12 protein-coding genes are annotated in these 18,576 nt (G+C 75.0%); 5 read left to right on the plus strand and 7 right to left on the minus strand.

The window, feature by feature from the left end; all coding sequences use genetic code 11:
* Positions 1–231: 231 nt before the first annotated feature.
* The 3 genes from WME83_RS35930 to WME83_RS35940 all read left to right on the plus strand — a co-directional run bounded on the left by WME83_RS35930 (position 232) and on the right by WME83_RS35940 (position 4,947).
* Positions 232–1,875 (plus strand): delta-60 repeat domain-containing protein, encoded by a 1,644-nt coding sequence (locus WME83_RS35930; protein WP_437314220.1) that lies wholly within the window; start codon positions 232–234, stop codon positions 1,873–1,875.
* Between the two features lie 176 nt (positions 1,876–2,051).
* On the plus strand, positions 2,052–3,479 hold the full coding sequence (locus tag WME83_RS35935) for an imelysin family protein (RefSeq protein WP_437314221.1): 1,428 nt from the start codon (positions 2,052–2,054) through the stop codon (positions 3,477–3,479).
* A complete protein-coding gene (locus tag WME83_RS35940) occupies positions 3,466–4,947 on the plus strand; it encodes an HTTM domain-containing protein (RefSeq protein WP_437314222.1) in 1,482 nt (493 codons plus the stop codon). Before WME83_RS35935 ends, WME83_RS35940 begins: the two co-directional genes overlap by 14 nt.
* A gap of 54 nt (positions 4,948–5,001) precedes the next feature.
* Here WME83_RS35940 and WME83_RS35945 read toward each other — a convergent pair whose 3' ends face one another.
* Positions 5,002–7,461, minus strand: a complete 2,460-nt coding sequence (locus tag WME83_RS35945; RefSeq protein WP_437314223.1) for a TonB-dependent receptor domain-containing protein — start codon at positions 7,459–7,461, stop codon at positions 5,002–5,004.
* Positions 7,462–7,718: 257 nt separating this feature from the next.
* On the opposite strand from WME83_RS35945, the gene WME83_RS35950 reads away from it, so the two are divergent.
* Positions 7,719–7,922 carry a hypothetical protein gene (locus tag WME83_RS35950; RefSeq protein ID WP_437314224.1) on the plus strand — a complete coding sequence of 68 codons (204 nt, stop codon included), beginning with the start codon at positions 7,719–7,721 and terminating at the stop codon, positions 7,920–7,922.
* Here the strand turns inward: WME83_RS35950 and WME83_RS35955 are convergent, their stop codons facing one another.
* From WME83_RS35955 to WME83_RS35975, 5 genes are all read right to left on the minus strand, one after another.
* Positions 7,923–8,852 (minus strand): FAD binding domain-containing protein, encoded by a 930-nt coding sequence (locus WME83_RS35955; protein ID WP_437314225.1) that lies wholly within the window; start codon positions 8,850–8,852, stop codon positions 7,923–7,925. It abuts the gene before it with no gap.
* Positions 8,849–9,331: a (2Fe-2S)-binding protein gene (locus WME83_RS35960; protein ID WP_044989132.1), complete on the minus strand. Its 483-nt coding sequence runs from the start codon at positions 9,329–9,331 to the stop codon at positions 8,849–8,851. Before WME83_RS35960 ends, WME83_RS35955 begins: the two co-directional genes overlap by 4 nt.
* Positions 9,328–11,661, minus strand: a complete 2,334-nt coding sequence (locus WME83_RS35965; protein ID WP_437314226.1) for a xanthine dehydrogenase family protein molybdopterin-binding subunit — start codon at positions 11,659–11,661, stop codon at positions 9,328–9,330. Before WME83_RS35965 ends, WME83_RS35960 begins: the two co-directional genes overlap by 4 nt.
* A 114-nt stretch (positions 11,662–11,775) precedes the next feature.
* Positions 11,776–12,414, minus strand: a complete 639-nt coding sequence (locus WME83_RS35970) for a nucleotidyltransferase family protein (protein WP_437314227.1) — start codon at positions 12,412–12,414, stop codon at positions 11,776–11,778.
* Entirely contained in the window at positions 12,411–13,382 is a 972-nt protein-coding gene (locus WME83_RS35975) for an XdhC family protein (protein ID WP_437314228.1), read from the minus strand. The genes WME83_RS35970 and WME83_RS35975 overlap by 4 nt, the downstream gene beginning before the upstream one ends.
* Before the next feature lie 188 nt (positions 13,383–13,570).
* Here WME83_RS35975 and WME83_RS35980 point away from each other — a divergent pair, with 188 nt between their 5' ends.
* Entirely contained in the window at positions 13,571–15,472 is a 1,902-nt protein-coding gene (locus tag WME83_RS35980) for a HEAT repeat domain-containing protein (protein WP_437314229.1), read from the plus strand.
* A 1,745-nt stretch (positions 15,473–17,217) separates the two neighbouring features.
* On the opposite strand, the gene WME83_RS35985 is transcribed toward WME83_RS35980, so the two are convergent.
* Positions 17,218–18,531, minus strand: coding sequence for a hemolysin family protein (locus tag WME83_RS35985; RefSeq protein WP_437314230.1), 1,314 nt, complete (start codon positions 18,529–18,531; stop codon positions 17,218–17,220).
* Positions 18,532–18,576: the final 45 nt, after the last annotated feature.

Consider the following 18,576-nt stretch of genomic DNA (forward strand, 5'->3'; position numbering starts at 1 on the left):
GCGAGGCGACGCCGCTCTCCACGCGCCCGGTGAGCTCTCCGCGATCACAGTCCTCGACCGGATAGCGCCAGCGGAATCTGTTGACAGGACGGTCCCCCCGCACATACATAGCCGCCCCGGCTAGCGAATTTCATTATCATCTTCATGAAGGGACCGTCGATCATGCCTGCGAGGAGAACTTGGCCGTCCGCACCGCGGACAGTGTTCGCAACACTCGGACTTTCCTGGTGCATGCTGCTCGGCGGGGTGGCTGCCTGCGGTGACGACACCGACGCCCCTGCGAATGCTGGCGGCGGCGGAGCAGGCGGCGCGACGTCGACGAGCAGCAGCGGCGGCGGCGGCGCGGGCGAAGGCGGCGGCACCGGCGGCGCGGGCGAAGGCGGCGGCACCGGCGGCGCCGGCGAGGGCGGCGGCACCGGCGGCGCCGGCGAGGGCGGCGGCACCGGCGGCGCGGGCGAAGGCGGCGGCACCGGCGGCGCCGGCGAGGGCGGCGGCACCGGCGGCGCGGGTGAGGGCGGCGGCACCGGCGGCGCGGGTGAGGGCGGCGGCACCGGCGGCGCGGGCGAAGGCGGCGGCGCGGGCGAAGGCGGCGGCACCGGCGAGGAGCCCTGGGCGGGCGGCTTCGCGGGGGTCGTGGCGCTCGATGAGGCCGCCGACGACCGCTTCTGGGCGGTGGCGTTCGACGCCGAGTCGCGGGCCTACGCCGCAGGGCACGTGGCCGTGGCGGGCGACACCCACATGGCGGTGGCGCGCTTCAACACCGACGGCTCGTTCGATACGACCTTCGGCACGAACGGCATCGCGAAGATCAACGTGGTCGCGGGCGGGACCGCAGAGACCGCGCGCGGCATCGTCCTGCGGTCCGACGGGAAGGTCGTGCTCGCGGGCAACGTCGAGCACGACCCGAGCGCCACGCCGCCCGACGCGGATCTCGCGGTCGTGCGGTTCAACGCCGACGGCACGCTCGACACGACCTTCGGCACGAACGGCATCGCCATCCACGATCTCGGCGCCGGCGAGGGCAACACGGGCGACATGCTCTGGGGCGTCGACCGCGACATCGACGATCAGCTGGTCCTCTTCGCCAGCAAGAAGGCCGAAGGCCGCGCCGATCGGGACCGCGCGATCGTACGGCTCACCGTGGACGGGGATCTGGACACCACCTTCGCGACCGAGGGTGTTCACACGCTCGACGTCGACGGGCTGAACCTGGGCGACAACCCGCGCAACGGCGTCGTGCAGGCCGACGGCAAGATCTTCTCCTCCGGGTACACGAGCGTGGGCGGCAGGAATCAGATCGTGCTGCTGCGGCTGAACGAGGACGGGACGCCCGACACGACCTTCTCCTCGGACGGCGTCGTGAGGCTCTCGCCGTTCGCCCTCGGCATGGCCGAGGCCTACGCCGCAGCCCCCCAGTCGGACGGCAAGTACGTGACCACCGGCTACGGGCGCGCCGAGGAGAGCGGCGCTGTGGATCTCGTGTCCTTCCGCGTCACGGCCACCGGCGGATTCGACGTCTCCTGGGGCGTGAGCGGCGGTGTCCTGGTCGACGTGGCCGGCGACAACGACCGCGGGCGCAACCTCCTCGTCCTGCCCGACGATCGCGTCGTGATGGTCGGGAGCGCCACCCCCGCGACGGGGAACGTCGACGCGCTGATCGCCCTCTTCGATCGGAACGGCGCCCCGGACACCCGCTTCGATCCGAACGGACATCGGCTCTACAGCTTCGACCGCTCCGACGACTCGCTCTACGGCGTCGCGGTGTCGCCGAACGGCGCCTGGGTCGCGGCCGCCGGATACCGGTCCGACGGCAATGGGCCCGAGGACGACGACGCGACGCTGGTCCTGCTGCCCGTCCCGGGCCAGCGGGACTGACGCGACCGAGCCGACAGGCAGCGCCCCCCGCTCCGTGTTGACGGGCGGGGGGCGACCGACGATCTTCGCCCGAGCCGCCCCCGAGGCCGCCGCGGCGCCGCGGGTCCGGGCGAGCGCACGAATCCCAGAAAGGCTGCATGAACAGCGTGAGGCCGAGAATGAACCGCGCCCGGAACGTGAGGGCGGCCCGTCGCCTCCCGACAGCGCTCCTGCTCTCGCTCGCGGGCGTCGCCACGGTCGTCGCGTGCCGCAAGCCGCCGCCGAACGAGGTGGTCTACACCGGCCAGAGCGCGGGGCCCGGCGGCGCGCAGGCGGCCGGCAGCGGCGGGGCCGCGCCCACGCCTTCGACCGGGAGCGGCGCCGTGAGCGCCACGACGGGGAGCGCCGCGGCGGGGAGCGCCGCGGCGGGGAGCGCCACGGCGGGCGCCTCCACGAGCGCCGCGACCAGCGGCGCGGGGGGCGGCGAGCCGGGCGGCGGCGACGTGTGCGCCCCGGTCCCCGTCGCGGAAGGCCCCTTCAGCAAAGCCAAGCTGCTCTCGGCGGCCGCCGACTGCGCGCTGAACCGCGCCTGCGAGTTCGAGGCGCTGGCGCGCGCGCTGAGCGAGAGCGCGTCGGCCCTCGCCGGCGGCCCGGGCGAGCCGACCGCCTCCGCCGCGCGCGGCGCCTGGCTCGCCGCCATGACGGTCTGGCAGGAAGCAGAGATCTTCCGCTTCGGCCCCGCGGCGAGCTCCACGCAGCCCGGGGGGGAGAACCTCCGGGACCAGATCTACTCCTGGCCCCTCGTGAGCCGGTGCAAGATCGAGGAGCAGATCGTGAGCCGGGCCTACGCCCAGCCGAGCTTCTCCTCGTCGCTCATCAACGCCCGCGGCCTCGCGGCGTTCGAGTACCTCGTCTTTTACGGCGGGAGCGACAACGCCTGCTCGCAGTTCTCGACCATCAACGCGAGCGGCGCCTGGGCGGCGCTCGGCGCCGGGGAGCTCGCGCAGCGCAAGGCCGATTATGCCGCCGCGGTGGCCGCGGACGTGCTCGCCCGCGCGGGCGCGCTCGCCCGCGCCTGGGCGCCCGAGGCGGGGAGCTTCCGGGACAAGCTCGTCCAGGCCGGCCGCGGGAGCCCCGTCTTCGCGACCGAGCAGGACGCGCTCAACGCGGTGAGCGACGCGATGTTCTACATCGAGAAGGAGCTCAAGGACTGGAAGCTCGGGCGGCCGCTCGGCTTCACCGAGGACTGCACGACGCCCACCTGCCCGGAAGCGCTGGAGTCCCGCTTTGCGCTGGTCTCGACGGCGCACCTCCGGGCGAACCTGAGGGGCTTCCGGCGCCTGTTCCAGGGCTGCGGCGAGGGCGGCGAGGGCGTCGGGTTCGACGACTGGCTGCGCGAGGTCGGCTCAGGCGAGCTCGCCGATCGCATGCTGGCGGCGCTCTCCGGCGCCGAGGCGGCCGTGGACGCGCTCTCCCCGCCGGTGGAGCAGGCGCTCTCGACCGACCGGGCCAAGGTCGAGGCGGTCTACTACGCCGTCAAGGCCCTGACGGACCTGCTCAAGACGGAGCTCGTCAGCGCGCTCAACCTCGAGCTGCCCCAGTCGTCCGAAGGTGACAACGACTGAGCTCCCCGCCCCCCCGCGCGCCCGCGGGCTCGCGGCGGCGTGGTCGCGCGCGGCCGAGGCCCTGCTCCGTCCGATCGACATCGCCTGGCTCGCGGCGTTCCGCGCCCTGTTCGGCCTCACGATGTGCGTGAGCATGGCGCGCTTCATCGCGTACGGCTGGATCGACGAATTCTTCGTCAAGCCGAGCTTTCATTTCAAGTACTGGGGCCTCGCCTGGGTCGAGCCGCTGCCGCCCGCCGGCATGCACGCCCTGTTCTGGGCGCTCGCGGCGCTCGCCCTGGCGATCGCCCTCGGCCTCGCGTTCCGCGTCGCGGCGCCGCTCTTCGTCGTCGGCTTCACCTACCTGCAGGTCATCGATGTCACGACGTACCTCAACCACTACTACCTCGCGAGCCTGCTGGGCCTCCTGCTCGCGGCGTCGCCCGCGCACCGCGCCTTCTCCGTCGACGCGCTGATCGCGCGGCGAGACGAGCGCTCCGTCCCGGCCGCGTGGCTCTACCTCCTCCGCTTCCAGGTCGGCGTCGTCTACACGTTCGCGGGGCTCGCCAAGGCCCACGCCGACTGGCTCCTGCACGCGCAGCCGCTCAGGATCTGGCTCGGCTCGCGCACCGACATGCCGGTCCTCGGCCCGCTCTTCACGCACCCGTGGGCCGCGCCGCTCATGAGCTGGGCGGGGTTCCTGTTCGACACCAGCATCGTCTGGCTGCTCCTCGTCCGCAGGCTCCGCCCCTTCGCCTACGTCGCCGTGATCCTGTTCCACGCCGTCACGCGCGCGCTGTTCCCGATCGGGATGTTCCCGGTGATCATGGTCCTGTCCGCGCTCGTGTTCTTCTCCCCGTCCTGGCCCAGGCGGCTCCTCGCCCCGGCGCGCGCGCTGCTCGGCCGCGGCGGCGCCGGCGCGCGGCCCCCGGCCGCGGACGATCCCGCCGCGCGGCCCCCGGCGGCCGACGATCCCGCCGCCTCGCCGGCGGCGCCCCCCTCGCGGCGGACGCGCGCGCTCGGGCTCGCGCTCGGCGCCGCGTATTGCGCGGTTCAGCTCGCGCTGCCGCTCCGCTTCCTGGCGTACGGTGGCGACGTGCGCTGGCACGAGCAGGGGATGCGCTTCTCCTGGCGCGTGATGGTCCGCGAGAAGAACGGGAGCATCACCTTCATCGTCCGGAGCAGGCAGACCGGCCGCACGTGGCACGTGAGCCCGCGGGAGTACCTGACGCGCCTGCAGGAGCGCGAGATGGCAGGCCAGCCCGATCTCATCCTGCAGCTCTCTCGCCACATCCGCGAGGACTTCGAGCGCCGCGGCCGCGGGCCCGTGGAGGTGCGCGCCGACGCCCTCGTCTCGCTCAACGGCCGCCGCATCGCGCGCCTCATCGATCCCGACGTCGATCTCGCCTCGGTCCGCGACGGCATCGGCCCGGCGTCGTACATCCTCCCGGGCCCGAAGGAGCCTCCGCCCCACCTCCGGCCGCTCTGATCGACGCCCGCTCCCGCGTCGGATCCCGCGCCTGATCCGGCGCCGGGCGCTGCGTCAGAACGACGCCTTGGCCCCGACCTGGATCCAGCGCGGCGCGTTCGGCCGGGCGCCGAACGGTCGTCGCGACACGATGTACTGGGAGCCGAGGACGTTCCGCGCGTTCGCGTAGAGCACGAGCGGCCCGACGATCCGCACCTTGGCGCTCACGTCGAACACGAGCTGCTCGTCGGTGGCGAGCGCCTGGGACATCGGCTCGCCGCCGGCCTTCTCGCGCATCGCCGACACGTAGCTTCCGCCCACGACGACGCCGGCGCGCTCGTGCTCGACGCCGACCGACAGGCTCGCCTGGTGCCGCGGGACATAGGGCATCTCGTCCCCCTTCGCCACCCGGCCGAAGATGGGGTCGTCCGAGGTGAAGCTCGTGAGGAACTCGGTCTGGGTGAGCGTGTAGGCCGCGGTGATCGGCAGCTTCAGCTGGCCGAGCGGCACCTCGTGCTCGACGTAGGCCTCGACGCCGTAGATCCGGGCCTCGCCCGCGTCGTACTGGCGGTCGAGATCCGCGTCGAGGCAGCCGCTCGAGAGCGTGCAGACGTCCGTGATGTTCGAGTAATCGTTGTAGTAGCCGATGATCTCCGCGCGCAGCGGCCCGTCGGCGAAGCGCGCGCCGCCCTCGTAGTTCACGCTGAGCTCGGGCTCGACGTGCTCGTCGCTGCCCGGCGCCGGCGGGCTGAAGCCGCGGTAGACGCCGGCCAGGAGCCCGAGCTCCTCGGTGAGCGCAACGTAGGCGCCGGCGCCGGGCAGGAGCGCCTGCGCGAGCCGCGTCCGCTCGGTCCCGGCGGCGCGATCCACGAACGCGGAGCGCGTCAGCTCGACCCGGACGCCCGGCGTCACCGTGAGCGATCTCCAGGTGATCGCGTCGCTCGCGTGGAGCGCGACCGCCTCGGTCCACGCCTCGTTGAACTGGGTCACGAGGGTCGGGCCGCCGTCCGGCACGAGCGAGCCCCCGAGCAGGTGAAACCCGTTCTCGCTGTGGCGGCGCTCGACCCGATCGTAGTGCAGGCGCAGGCCGTACTCGACGCGGTGCGAGACCGGCCCCGTGGTCGCGTCCCAGCGGACGCGCGTCTCGACGCCGTGGGCGGTGAAGTCGCGCTCGTTGGGGCCGATGAGCAGCGTCTCGCCCGGCGTCGAGCTGTCGAGCTGCCCGGTGAGCACGGCGTAGTACACCGCGTGCTGCGGCGTGTCGGGGTCGGCGAGGACGTCGAACAGGTTCGCCCCGCGGAAGCCGTTCACCTTGCGCCACACGCGCGAGAAGTCGTTCCGGTAGACGGTCGTCGTCACCGACACGCCGCGGGACGGCGTGAGCACGTGGGTCAGGGCGACCGCGGTGCGGTGGTTGCGCATGCGGTCGAGCGCGGTCGCGCCGTAGCGGCGGAGCGGGTTCTGCTCGAAGTCCGCGTCCGTGATGCCGAGGTACGTCTCGTTGGAGAGCTCGTCCGAGTACGTGAGCTTGAGGCGGAGTTCGTTCCTGATGCGGGCGGCCGGGTCGACGACGTAGCTGCCCTTGAGCATCACCTCGTTGCGGTAGAACCCGGTGTCCGCGCCGCCCGGGAGCTCCTTGAACCCGTCGCTCCGGAGGTGCACGCCCTCGACGAGCACGTCCATCTGACCGTCGCTCGTCCCGAGGTAGCCGTGCGCCTTGCCGTAGCCGTACTCGCCGAGGGCGAGGTCGATCGCGCCGGAGGCGAGCGACGGGGCGGGGCGGGTGATGAGATCCACCGTGCCGCCCACGGTCTGCGGGCCGTAGGCGATGGCCCCTGGCCCCTTGATCACCCGCACGCTCGACATGCGCGTGATCAGGGGAAAGTAATAGGCCGCGGGCGCGGAGTACGGCGCGGGCGAGATGGGGACGCCGTCCTCCATGAGCGTCACCTTCTTGCTGCGATCGGGGTTGACGCCGCGCACGCCGATGTTCGGCCGCAGGCCCAGCCCATCTTCGCCCCTCACGTACACGCCTGGGACGCTGCTCAGCACCGCGTGCGGGTCGTCGTGCTCGAAGCGCTCGAGCTGGCGGCTCTTGATCACGTGGGCCGAGCCCGCGGTCCTCGTCACGCGCGTGCCCGCGACCGTGACCTCCACCGGCGCCTCGCGGCCGGGCGCCGCCTGCTCCGGCGCACCCGCGCCCTGGCCCGCCGGCGCTTCGCGGCCGGCTGCCGCCTGCTCCGGCGCGCCCACGCCCAGGCCCTCCGCCGGCGCCCCGCGGCCGGCAGCCGCCTGCTCCGGCGCGCCCGCGCCCTGGCCCTCCGCCGGCGCCCCGCGGCCGGCAGCCGCCCGCTCCGGCGCGCCCGCGCCCTGGCCCTCCGCCGGGGCTGAGACGTCAGGAGAGCTCTCCGGCGCCGGCGGCTCCGCCACGACCGGCGGGCTCGGTTCGGGGGACTGTGCATGGGCCCGGCCCAGCGTGAGCAACAACGCAGGCGCGGCGAGGCCGAGCCGGCGCAGGGAGATGCAGAGCGGCATTGAAATGTAAAATTCTCAGCTGACTGGAATCGCCGCGCCGCGCGATCGACAAGACACGCAACGCGCCGGCGCGCCTATCACGGAACTGCAAGTACTGAAAGTCAAAATCAATTAACCCCGGACGGTGCAGCGGCCCTGCGCACCGTGGGCGCGAGGTTTCCGCGCGATGTTGCAGCGCCGTCGCGCGCGCGTCGCCCCTCCAGCGCATCCTCCCGCCGCTCGGGCCGCCCCGGAGCGTTCGTCGTCGAGGAGTGCTCATGAATTACGACATCGGCATGATCTGTCAGGCCTGCGGCTGCGTCACCATCTTCCAGGCCGGCACCGACACCCCGCGGCGGTGCGCTCGCTGCGACGACGTGGACATGGATCCTCCGCCCGCGCCGCCGTCGCGCGAGCGGCCGGCACGCTGTGGCGGGCGCAGCCGCCGGCCCGAGGCCGCGCAGCTCGACTGGATGGAGTGATCAGACCGGCGCGCCGAGCTGCCGGAGGAGCTCTCGCACCACCCCGCGAGCGCAGTGCTCCCGGTAGGCCCGCGTCGAGCGCACGTCGTCGATGGGCGAGATGTCCTGCGCCACCGCGGCGTCGACCTCCGCCGCGGTGAGCTCGCCGAGCGGGCGCGCGAGGCACAGCGCGCGCACGGTCGGCAGGAGCGCCGTCGTGGGCGCGACCGACGCCATCCCCAGCCCGAGCCGCGCGAGCCGCCCGGAGCGCACCTCGGCCACCCCCGCGAGCGCGACCTTCGAGATCGCCTGCGCCCGGCGCGCGCCGACCTTCCGCCAGTACCAGGGCGATCCGCGCTCCGGCAGCGCGATCTCCACGGCCACGATCACCTCGTCCGGCGCGCGCGACGTGCGCTTGTAGCCCGTCTGAAGGGCGCTCATCGGGATGCGCCGCTCGCCCCGGACGCTCTGCACCACGACGGTCGCGTCGTAGGCGGCGAGCGCGGCGACGCCGTCGGCCGCGGGCGACGCCGTGGCCAGGTTGCCGCCGAGCGTGCCGCGCGCCTGGATCTGCACCGCGCCGACGTCGCGGCTCATCCGCGCGAGGAGCGGCGCCCGCTCCACGATCGCGTCGCTCCGGCGCATCTCGAGGTAGGTCGTCGCGGCGCCCACCCGGAGCGTGTCGCCGTGCGTGCCGCCGTCGATCGAGATGCCGCGCAGGTCCGAGAGCCGGGACACGTCGACGACGAGCGGCGGCGCCGCCGGGCCGGCGCCCCCCGGGGCGGGCGCGCCGAGCGGCGGCCGGAGCTCCTGCTCGACGACCCAGTCGGTGCCACCGGCCAGGAGCGCGACCGCCGCGCCGCGCGCGGCCTGCTCCGCCACGAGCTCGCACAGGGCGCCCAGCCCCGACACGCGCCGCATCTCGAACAGCCCGAGATCCGCGATGCTCACGGCGCCTCCCCTCCCCCGCCGCGGCGGAGCGCCGCCGCGGCGCGGACGCTCTCGACGATCCGCTGGTAGCCGGTGCAGCGGCAGAGGTTGCCCGCGAGCGCCTCGCGCACCTCGAGCTCCGACGGATCCGCGTTCCGCGCGAGCAGCGCCTCGGCGGAGATGAGCATGCCGGGCGTGCAGATCCCGCACTGCGCGCCGCCCTCCTCGATGAAGCAGCGCTGCAGCGGCGACAGGTGCCCGGCGGCCCCGAGGCCCTCGACCGTGGTCACGCGCCGCCCCTCGCACTGCCCGATCGCGACGAGGCACGCGTTCACGGGATCGCCGTCGATCAGCACCGTGCACGCGCCGCACTCGCCCTCCGCGCACCCCTCCTTCGTGCCCGTGAGCCCGAGCGGCCCCCGGAGCGCGTCGAGCAGCCGCGAGAGCGGCGGCAGGTCGACCTCGCGCGGCGAGCCGTTGACAACGAGCGATACCTTCATGCGCGCTCCCCTCCCCCCGCGGCCGGCCGCGGCGCCGCGGCGCCGCGCGCCGCCTCGAACAGGCGCTCCGGCGTGAGCGGCAGCGCCCACGCCGCGATCCCCGTCGCGTGCTCAACCGCCGCGGCGATCGCGGGCGCGCCGCCGTCCATCGGCATCTCGCCGATGCCCTTGGCCCCGCCGCCCGGACCGAACGGGAACGGCGCCTCGACGAGGTCGACATGGAACGGCGGCGCGTCGAGCGACGTCGGGATGATGTAGTTGGTCATCCGCGGGTTCCTGATCTTGCCGCCCTGCCAGACGATCTCCTCGGAGAGCGCCCAGCCGATCGCCTGGAGGCTGCCGCCCTCGATCTGCCCCTTGCACATCACCGGGTGGATCGCCTTGCCCACGTCGGTGGCCGACCAGAAGTCGACGACCGTCACCTCGAAGGTGTCGAGGTCCACCTCGACCTCGGCCACGTCGCACGCCCAGCCGAAGCACGGGTACGCGTCGCCCTTGTAGGCCTCGTCGTCCCAGCGCACGTAGCCCGGCGGCTCGTACTGCTTCAGCGACGTCACCGGCCCCTCGCGCGCGAGCAGCAGGTCGGCCGCCTCCTCGAAGCTCGGCGCCGCCGCGCCCGCGCGCCCCTCCTCCGCGGCGCGCTGCCGCGCCGCCTCCTGCTCCGCCCGCACGCGGCCCGAGAGCTCGCGCGCCGCGGCCTCGAGGATCGACCCGACCACCATGACGGTGCGCGACGCCACCGTGGGGCCCGAGTCGGGCACCGTCGTCGTGCACGGCACCGCGAACTCGACCCGGTCGAGCGGAAGCCCCGCCGCGTCCGCGGCGATCTGCCGGAACACGGTCTCCGTCCCCTGGCCGATGTCCGTCGACGCCGTGCGGATGCGGAGGCGCCCGCCGGGCGCGAGATCCAGCGCGACCTTGCCCTTGTAGTAGCGCTCGCCCGACCCGGTGAACCCCGCGCCGTGCATGAACACGGAGAGCCCGACCCCCCGCGCCACGCGCCCGCGCACGACCGGGCCGGCCGCGCGCTTCTGCCGGTAGCCGCTCGCCTCGATCGCCTTCGCGATGCACTCCTCGCCCGCCACGCTCGCGTGGAGCACCTGCCCCGTCGCGGTCGAGTCGCCGGGGCGCAGCACGTTCTTCGCCTTCAGGTCGAGCGGATCGCGGCCGAGCTCCCGCGCGACGCGGTCGAGGTGCCGCTCGATCGCCCAGATCGTCTGCGGCGCGCCGAAGCCGCGGAAGGCGCCGTTCGGCGGCGTGTTCGTCGCGACCGCGGTCGCCTCGATCCACACGTCGTCCCAGCGGTACGCGCCCGAGGCGTGGAGGGCGCCGCGCGACAGGACCACCTGCGACAGCGTCGCGTACGCGCCGCCATCCATGAGGATCCGGATCTTCAGCGCGCGGAGCGTGCCGTCCCGATCGCAGCCGCTCGTGATCTCGCACGACGCCGGGTGCCGCTTCGTCGTCGCCTCGATGTCCTCGGTCCGGTCGTAGATCATCCGCACCGGCCGGCCGCTCTTCTTCGCGAGGAGCGCCGCGTGGAGCGCGATGATCGACGGGTACTCCTCCTTGCCCCCGAAGCCGCCCCCGGTCACCGACTGGGTGATGTGGATCCGGTCGGGCGGGAGCCCGAACGCCTTCAGAAACGCCTTGTGCACGTAGAACGGGCACTGGATCGAGCCGGTCGCGTGCGCGCCCGCCTCGTCCCACCAGGCGATGACCCCCTGCGGCTCGATGTAGAGCTGCTCCTGGTGGTGCGAGGCGTACGTCCCGGTGACGACCACCTCGCAGCGCGCGAGCGCCGCGTCGATGGCGGCCTCGCCGCGCTCGCGCTCGGCGTCGGGGCGCCCCTTCGTGATGAGGTACCGCTTGATGACGTTGTCGGCGCCCCAGATGATCTCCTCGCCCTGGAGCGACGCGCGCATGTCGAGCACCGGCGGCAGCGGATCGATGTCGAGCGTGACGGCCTGGACCGCCCGCGCGAGCTTCAGCCGGTCCGCGCAGCCGAGCAGGACGATCGGCTCGTAGGCGTGGTTCACCTTCCCCGTCCCGAGGATCGGCTGATCGTCCAGGATCAACGCGACCACGTTGACCGGGACGTCCTCGGCGAGCACCACCGTGACGTCGCTCCAGTCGAACGCGGGGTCGAACCGCACCCCGCGGAGGATCCCGCGCGGCACCGGGCTCCGCACGGTGCGCCCGAAGATCTCGCCCGGCATCGCCGGGATGTCGTCGACGTAGCGCGACGCCCCCGTGACCTTGGGGGGGCCGTCGGCGCGGGGCACGCTGATCCCCACGGCGCTTGCTGAGGCTGGAGGGCTCGTCGCCATTCTTCTGCTCCTCCTCACCGACGATAGCCCGGTCGCCCGGGCGACGTCGACCCGGCGCCGCGCGCCCCCACGCCCGGCGCGCGACGTCGGCGAACGCCCCAGCGCCGCCGTCCGTCAGGCCAAGAAGCGCGGCGGCCCGCCGAGCACGCGGAGCACGTCGACCGGGACGTTCAGGTCGTGCAGCACCCCCGGATCGTCCACCTCCTCGTCCACGCAGAGGTCGCCGAGCGCCCTCAGGTGATCCCGGAGCGGCGGTGGATCCGCCTCGAGGTAGCGCTGCAGCGCCTCGGCGCGCAGCACCACCGGGTGGCCGCCGCGGCCGAGGTGCCTCGGCCGCACCGCGAGCGGCGGCGCCGCGGACGGCGCGCCCGCGTCGAGCCGGGCGAGCAGCCGCGCCACCGTCGCGGCGCTCGCCGGGGGTACGTCGACCGGCGTCACGACGACGGCGTCCGCGTCGCCGATGCGCGGCGCGGCGACGGCCAGCGAGCCCGCCGGGCCGAGGTCGTCCGGGGCGGTCCACGAGACAAGGTCGATGCCCGGGCGCACGTGGGCGAGCAGCGCGTGGAAGACGGAGGTGCGCACCACCACGAGCACCCGCGCGCTCTCGGCCGCGAGGCGCGCCTCCGCGTGCGCGATCGCCAGCGGCCGCTCGGCCCCGCCCTTCTCCGCCGCGGGCCAGGCGAGGAGCGCCTTCGGCCCCCCGAGCCGCTTGCCCGCGCCCGCGGCGAGCACGATCGTGATCACGTTCTTCATCGAGCCTGCTCCTCCCCCGCCGACGCGGCCACGGCGGGCGACGCGGACGACGTGGACGACGCGGACGACCACCGCGCGCGCTGCCGTCCGGAGCGCCAGGCGATGAGCTCCGCGGCGAGCGCGACGCTGATCTCCGCCGGCGAGCGCGCCCCGATGTCGATCCCGACCGGCATCCTGACCCGCGCGACGTCGCTCTCCGGCACCCCCTTCGCCTCGAGCCGCGCGCGCGTGCGCGCCGCCTTCGCCCGGCTGCCGACCCCGCCGACGTAGCCGAAGCCGCGCGCGAGCGCCCACGCGATCGCCTCCTGATCGAGGCCGTGGTCGTGCGTCATCACGAGCGCCGCCGCCTCGCCGAGATCCCTCGGCAGGCCCGCCGTCACCTCGGGGTCGTCGTGATCGGCGAGCACGAGCCGCACCTGCTCCGCGAGCGCCGGCATGGGCCCCTGCTGCGCGCCGTCGTGCGGCGGCGACACGCCGGCGAGCGGCGCGGACGGCGGCACGCGGGCGGGGTCGGCGGCGGCGGCGCGCGCGTCGCAGAGGGTGACGCGGAAGCCCAGCGACGCGAGGAGCGGCGCCGCGAACGCGCCCACGTGCCCGGCGCCGATCACGAGGACGTGCACCGCGGGCAGCATCGGCTCGATGAGGACCTCGACCGAGCCGCCGCAGCACATGCCGAGGCTCGGGCCCAGGCGGAAGGTCTCGAGCTTCGGGGTGGTGGCGAGCTCGTCGAGCGCGCGCCCCATGATCCCGAGCGCCGCCCGCTCGATGGCGCCGCCCCCGATGGTGCCGATCGCGGTGAGATCCTCGAACAGGCAGAGCTTCTGCCCCGGCGTCGACGGCGCCGACCCGTGCCGCGCCACCACCGAGGCGAGCACCACCCGCCGCCCCGCCTCGAGCGCGCCGAGCGCCGCGCGCAGCACGTCGTGCGGCAGCGCCGTCCGCGGGATGACCTGGCTCAGATCCGGCATGGTGGAACTCTAGCGACCCGGGGACCGAAAACGAGAGCGCCGAGAGCGCCCGCGCCGAAAGAGCTTGCCGGAACGCCGCGCTTGTCGCGAAAGTCGGGCCCGCGCGGCGAGCGGCGCAGGCGCCCCCCGGAGCCCGGCCGGCGATGGCCGGCGGGATCCTCAATGAAAACGTGGAGATCCGAGACCCCATGAGCTCCCCCGCCACGCCCGACCCCGACCTCCAGCGCGCCCTGTCGGACCCCGGCTTCACGCCGGGGCGCCGCCACTTCGCCGCCCTCATCGCAATGCTCGAGGCGGCCGGCGAGCCCGCCGAGCTGGCCGAGCGGGCGCTGCGGCGCGCCGGCGCGGCCGCGCTGCCGGCCGCGCTCGATCGCGCCGCCGCCGCGCCACCGTCGCTGCGCGCGCCGCTCACCCGGCTCGTCGGCAAGCTGATGGCCGCCGCGCCGCTCGATCCCGAGATCGCCGGGCGGGCGCGCGACTACCTGGTCGCGCGCCTCCGCGACGACGACCGCCGCACGCGCCGGATGGCGGCGGTGGCGCTCGGCAAGCCGCTCGCGGCGGACGTCGATCGGCCGCTCGTCGAGCGAGCGCTCGCCGAGGCGGCGCGCGGCGAGCGATCGCCCGACGTCCGCCGCGCGCTGATCGACGCGCTCGGCAAGGTCGGCGGCGGCGCCGCGCTCGACGTGCTGGCCGAGCTCGGCGGCGACGACGACACCGCCGGCGTGCGCGCGCGCGCCGAGCTCCTGGCCAGGAGGACGCTCACGCGCGGCGAGCCGTCGGAGATCGCCGGCGATCGCGCGCCGGAGCGCCCGACGCGCGTGGCGGTGCGCTGCCGGCGCGGGCTCGAGGCGATCCTCGCCGAGGAGCTCGCGGCGCTCGACCGGGGCGCTCCGGGCGGGGCGCTCGTCCCCGAGCTCCGGAGCGATCCGTGCGGCGGCACGCGCGTCGAGGTGATGCTGAGCGGCCGCCTCGACGCGCTGTTCGGGGCCCGCACGATGCTGTCGTTCGCGCTGCCTCTCCCGCTGCGGAAGCTCGAGTCGGGCGCCGATCTCGCCGCCGCCGTCGCCGAGCGGCTGCTCTCGCGGGAGTCGCGCGAGATCCTGGGCCGCTTCACGAACGGCGCGGTCCGCTACCGCATCGACTGGGCCGGCGGCGGCAAGCGCCGGGCCGCGGTGTTCCGCGCCGCGGCGGCCGTCGAGGCCGAGGCCCCGGAGCTCGTGAACGATCCGACCCAGAGCACCTGGGACGTGGTCGTCTACGAGGGCGCCGGCCGTGTCCGGGTCGAGCTCGCCCCGCGCCTGCCCGACCCGCGGTTCGCGTACCGCCGGGGCGACGTGCCCGCGGCGTCGCACCCGACGATCGCGGCGGCGCTCGCGCGCATCGCGGGGGCGCGCGCCGACGACGTCGTGTGGGATCCGTTCGTCGGCTCGGGCCTGGAGCTGTGCGAGCGCGCGCTGCTCGGGCCGTACCGGCGGCTCGTGGGCTCGGATCGCGATCCTCGGGCGCTCACGGTCGCGCGGGAGAACCTCGACGCCGCGGGCGCGCGCGGCGCGGAGCTCCTCCAGCGCGACGCGCACGGCGCGCCGCCCCCGGGCGACGCCCCCACGCTGATCCTGACGAACCCGCCCCTCGGGCGGCGCGTCGAGCGCACGGGCGATCTCGAGGCCCAGCTCGAGCGCTTCGTCGAGGGCGCCGCGCGCGCGCTCGCGCCCGGCGGGAGGCTCGTGTGGATCTCGCCGTTCCCCGAGCGGACCGAGGCGACCGCGCGCCGCTCAGGCCTCCGGCCGGAGGCGCTGCAGCGCGTGGACATGGGCGGCTTCGACGCGCAGATCCAGAGCTTCCACAAGGCGGAGGCCCGGCCGCAGGCGAGCCGAGGCGACGGCCGGCGCGGGGACCGCCTGGACCCCCCGCGGCCCGGGCGCGGCCCCGAGCAGGCCGAGCTGCGCGGCGAACAGCATCGCCCCCGCCGCCAGGAGCAGCGCCACGATCACCGCGATGATCATCCCGAGCCGCCCCGAGCGGTCGGGCGGCGCGTCGGTGAGCATGGCGTCGTCGAGCTTGCCGAAGGGCGCCGGCGCCGGCGCGGCTGAGCCCTGCTGCGACGGCGCGCCCGAGCCCTGCTGCGACGGCGCGGCGCTCGGCTGCGCGGGGACGGCTCTCTGCGGCGGCGGCGACGCTGGCTGCGGCGGGCCCGCCGCACGGGCGGCAGCGGCGCTCGGCCCGGGGGCGTCGGCGCTCGCGGGCGCAGGGGCGAGCGGCGACCCCGGCGCGCGCTCGAGCGCTGCTCCAGCGGGGCGGGCCTTCGCCGCCGCATCGGCGAGCGCCGCTCCGGGCGCCGCCGCGCCGACAGGCGCCGCCGCGATCTGGAGCGGCACGTCGGACGTGCCCTGGGGTGCCTCCCGCGTGCGCGTGGGGACGTCGTCCTCGTCGTCGTCGTCATCGACGACCGTGGGCGCATCCAGCGTGGGCTCGTCGTGGATGTCGTCGTCGAGATCGCCGAGGAAGGGCATGTCGTCGCCCCGAAGCTGCGGCCTGGCCGGCGCGCCGAGCTCCGCGCCCCGACGCTCGCGCCCGGACAGCGCCGCGGCCGGCACCCCGAGCGCCGACGCCTCGCGAGGGCCTCCGGCCGGCGACCCCGCGCCCGCTCCGGGCCGCCCGACGCCGCCCACGCGGTGCGCGACGGACGCCGTCCCTCCGAGGCGCGGGGGCGTCGCCGCGGCCGGCCCAGCCGCTCCGCGGGCGTCGAGCGACCCCTCCCGCATGAGCGTCATGTGCTCCTCGCCCTCGCCGTCGTCGCCGAACGACTGGGTCAGCGGGACCGCCCCCATGCCCGGGGGCCGCCCCCGCGCGATCGACGCGGGGCCCCGCGCTGCGGCGGCCGGCGCGGCCGGCGCGGCTGCGGGCGCCCTGGGGACTGGGGCGGCGCCCGGCCTCGGCGCCGGCGCGGCGTGGTACGCCGCGGGCGGCTGCGGGCGCTCGGGCGGGAGGGGCGGCGGCGGCTGCCCAGCCGCCGCTGCCGCCGCGCGCTGCGCGATGATCGCGTCGAGCTGGCTCGAGCTCAGCGGCGCGACGCGCATCAGCGTCCGCACCTCGTCGTCGTCCTCGTCGCTCGTCGAGTCCTCGTCGTCGAGCGGGAGCAGCGTGCGCACCGCGGGGTCGGGGTGCCATTCCTCGAGGGCGCGCCGGAAGGCGGCGGCGTTCGTCGTGCGGAGGGAGCGATCGCGCTGGAACGCGTCGTCGAGGACCCGCTGGAGATCGTCGTCGCCGACGTCGAAGACCGCGAGCGGCGCCGGCGAGGAGCTCGCGATCCGCTGCCGCGTCTCGGCGTCGCTCCCGCCGCCGAAGGCGCTCGTCCCGGTCAGCACCTCGTAGAGCGTCGCCGCGATCGCCCACACGTCGTCGCCGGGCGAGAGCGTCCCGCCCGCGACGCGCTCGGGCGACTGGTAGGCGATTCGGCTCGGCGTCTGCCGCAGATCGGCCAGGATGGCCTTCGAGGTGCGGTCGACCGCGGTCGTGAGCACGCACTCGGGCGAGATAGCGCCGTGCGCGACGCCGAGGGCGTGCAGCGCCTCGATCCTCTTCGCGAGACGGATGGCCCAGCCGACGGCATCGAGCTCGTTCAGCGGGCCATCGCGCAAGATCCGAGTTGCAAGCGTTTCCACTTACGGAGCCAGCGTAGTACCGGTCTGCCGAAGTTTGTACCTGGATCCGCGTGCAGCTCGCCCCCGAACCACCCGGCTCCGGGATGCGCGCCCGGGCGTGCACCGCCCTCCCGGGCGGTGCCCCCGACGGACGGCGCCGGCGCGCGGATCCGCGGCGCAGGGGGCGGCGATCGTCACGACCGCTCGCCCCCGGCCGCGTCGGTCGGCACGATGCGGACGCGGCGCACCCGCCGGCCGGCGACGTCCATGGCCACGAGCGTGTATCCCTCGCACTCGACGCGCTCGCCGGCCTCCGGCGGGTGCTCGAGCCGGCCGAGCATATACCCGCCCACGGTCTCGACGGTCTTCACCTCGGGGAGCAGCACGATATGGGCGTCGCGCTCCAGGTCCGCGAGCAGCACGCGGCCGTCGACGTCGACGATGCCGCCGCCGCGGCGGTGGATGGGCGGCACCTCCTCGTCGTTCTCGTCGCGGATCTCGCCGACGATCTCCTCGATGAGGTCCTCCATCGTGACGAGCCCGATGAACTCGCCCGACGCCGAGGTGATGATCGCCACCGGCACCTGGCGCGCCTGCATCTCGAGGCGGAGGCGCTCGACCGAGGTGTTCTCGCGCGCGAAGATCGGCTTGCGGAGCAGCTCGGCCACGCGCGTCGCGCGGCGGCGGTGGCTCAGGACGTCGAACAGGTCGCGCAGGTGCAGGTAGCCGAGCACGTTCTTGCCCTGCTCGTCGAGCACCGGATACCGGGAGTACCCGGCGTCCGCCACGGTCCGCACCGCCTCCTCGATCGTCATGTTCGCGCGCAGCGTCGCCGCGTCGGAGCGGAGCGACATCACGTGCCTCGCCGTGCGCCGGCGCAGGTCGAAGATGCGCACGAGCATGCTGCGCAGCGCCGGGTCGAGCCCCGCGGGGCTCTTGGTCAAGAGCAGCCGGAGCTCCTCCGAGGTGTGCGCGATCTCCTCCTCGCCCGCCGGCCGGAGCCCGAAGAGCCGGACGAACCCGTTCGCCATCGAGTTGAGCGCCCAGATCACCGGCCACATCAGGACGAAGAACCCGTGCAGCGGCCGCGCCGCCCAGAGCGTGACCTTCTCCGTCCGCTGGATCGCGAGCGACTTCGGCGCGAGCTCGCCGATCACGGTGTGGAGCGCCGTGATGATGATGAACGAGATGCCCACGGCGATGGCGTGCGCGCCGACGCCCGACCACGCGTCGAGCGGCGCGAGCAGCGGCTCGATGAGGTGGGCGATGGCCGGCTCGCCGATCCAGCCGAGCCCGAGGGACGCGAGCGTGATGCCCAGCTGGTTGGCCGAGAGGTACGCGTCGAGCCGCTGCGACATCTGGAGCGCGAGCTGGGCCCGCGCGTCCCCCTCGCGCACGAGCTGCTCCAGCCGCGTCGGTCGCATCTTGACGATGGCGAACTCGGAGGCGACGAAGAACGCGTTGAGGAGCACGAGGAGCGCGGTCCCCAGGAGATAGACGAACGTCATTCCGGCCTTCGTCCTCCCCCGGGTGCGCCTCTCGCCCCGCGCCTC

It is taken from the genome of Sorangium sp. So ce385, assembly GCF_051474135.1.
Classification (GTDB): Bacteria; Myxococcota_A; Polyangia; order Polyangiales; family Polyangiaceae; genus Sorangium; species Sorangium cellulosum_D.

Coding starts and splice junctions, on each gene's coding strand:
- WME83_RS35960 (WP_044989132.1), bottom strand. CDS start 9,331: ATGAAGGTATCGCTCGTTGTCAACGGCTCGCCGCGCGAGGTCGACCTG.
- WME83_RS35985 (WP_437314230.1), bottom strand. CDS start 18,531: ATGACGTTCGTCTATCTCCTGGGGACCGCGCTCCTCGTGCTCCTCAAC.
- WME83_RS35975 (WP_437314228.1), bottom strand. CDS start 13,382: ATGCCGGATCTGAGCCAGGTCATCCCGCGGACGGCGCTGCCGCACGAC.
- WME83_RS35970 (WP_437314227.1), bottom strand. CDS start 12,414: ATGAAGAACGTGATCACGATCGTGCTCGCCGCGGGCGCGGGCAAGCGG.
- WME83_RS35930 (WP_437314220.1), top strand. CDS start 232: ATGCTGCTCGGCGGGGTGGCTGCCTGCGGTGACGACACCGACGCCCCT.
- WME83_RS35980 (WP_437314229.1), top strand. CDS start 13,571: ATGAGCTCCCCCGCCACGCCCGACCCCGACCTCCAGCGCGCCCTGTCG.
- WME83_RS35965 (WP_437314226.1), bottom strand. CDS start 11,661: ATGGCGACGAGCCCTCCAGCCTCAGCAAGCGCCGTGGGGATCAGCGTG.
- WME83_RS35950 (WP_437314224.1), top strand. CDS start 7,719: ATGAATTACGACATCGGCATGATCTGTCAGGCCTGCGGCTGCGTCACC.
- WME83_RS35945 (WP_437314223.1), bottom strand. CDS start 7,461: ATGCCGCTCTGCATCTCCCTGCGCCGGCTCGGCCTCGCCGCGCCTGCG.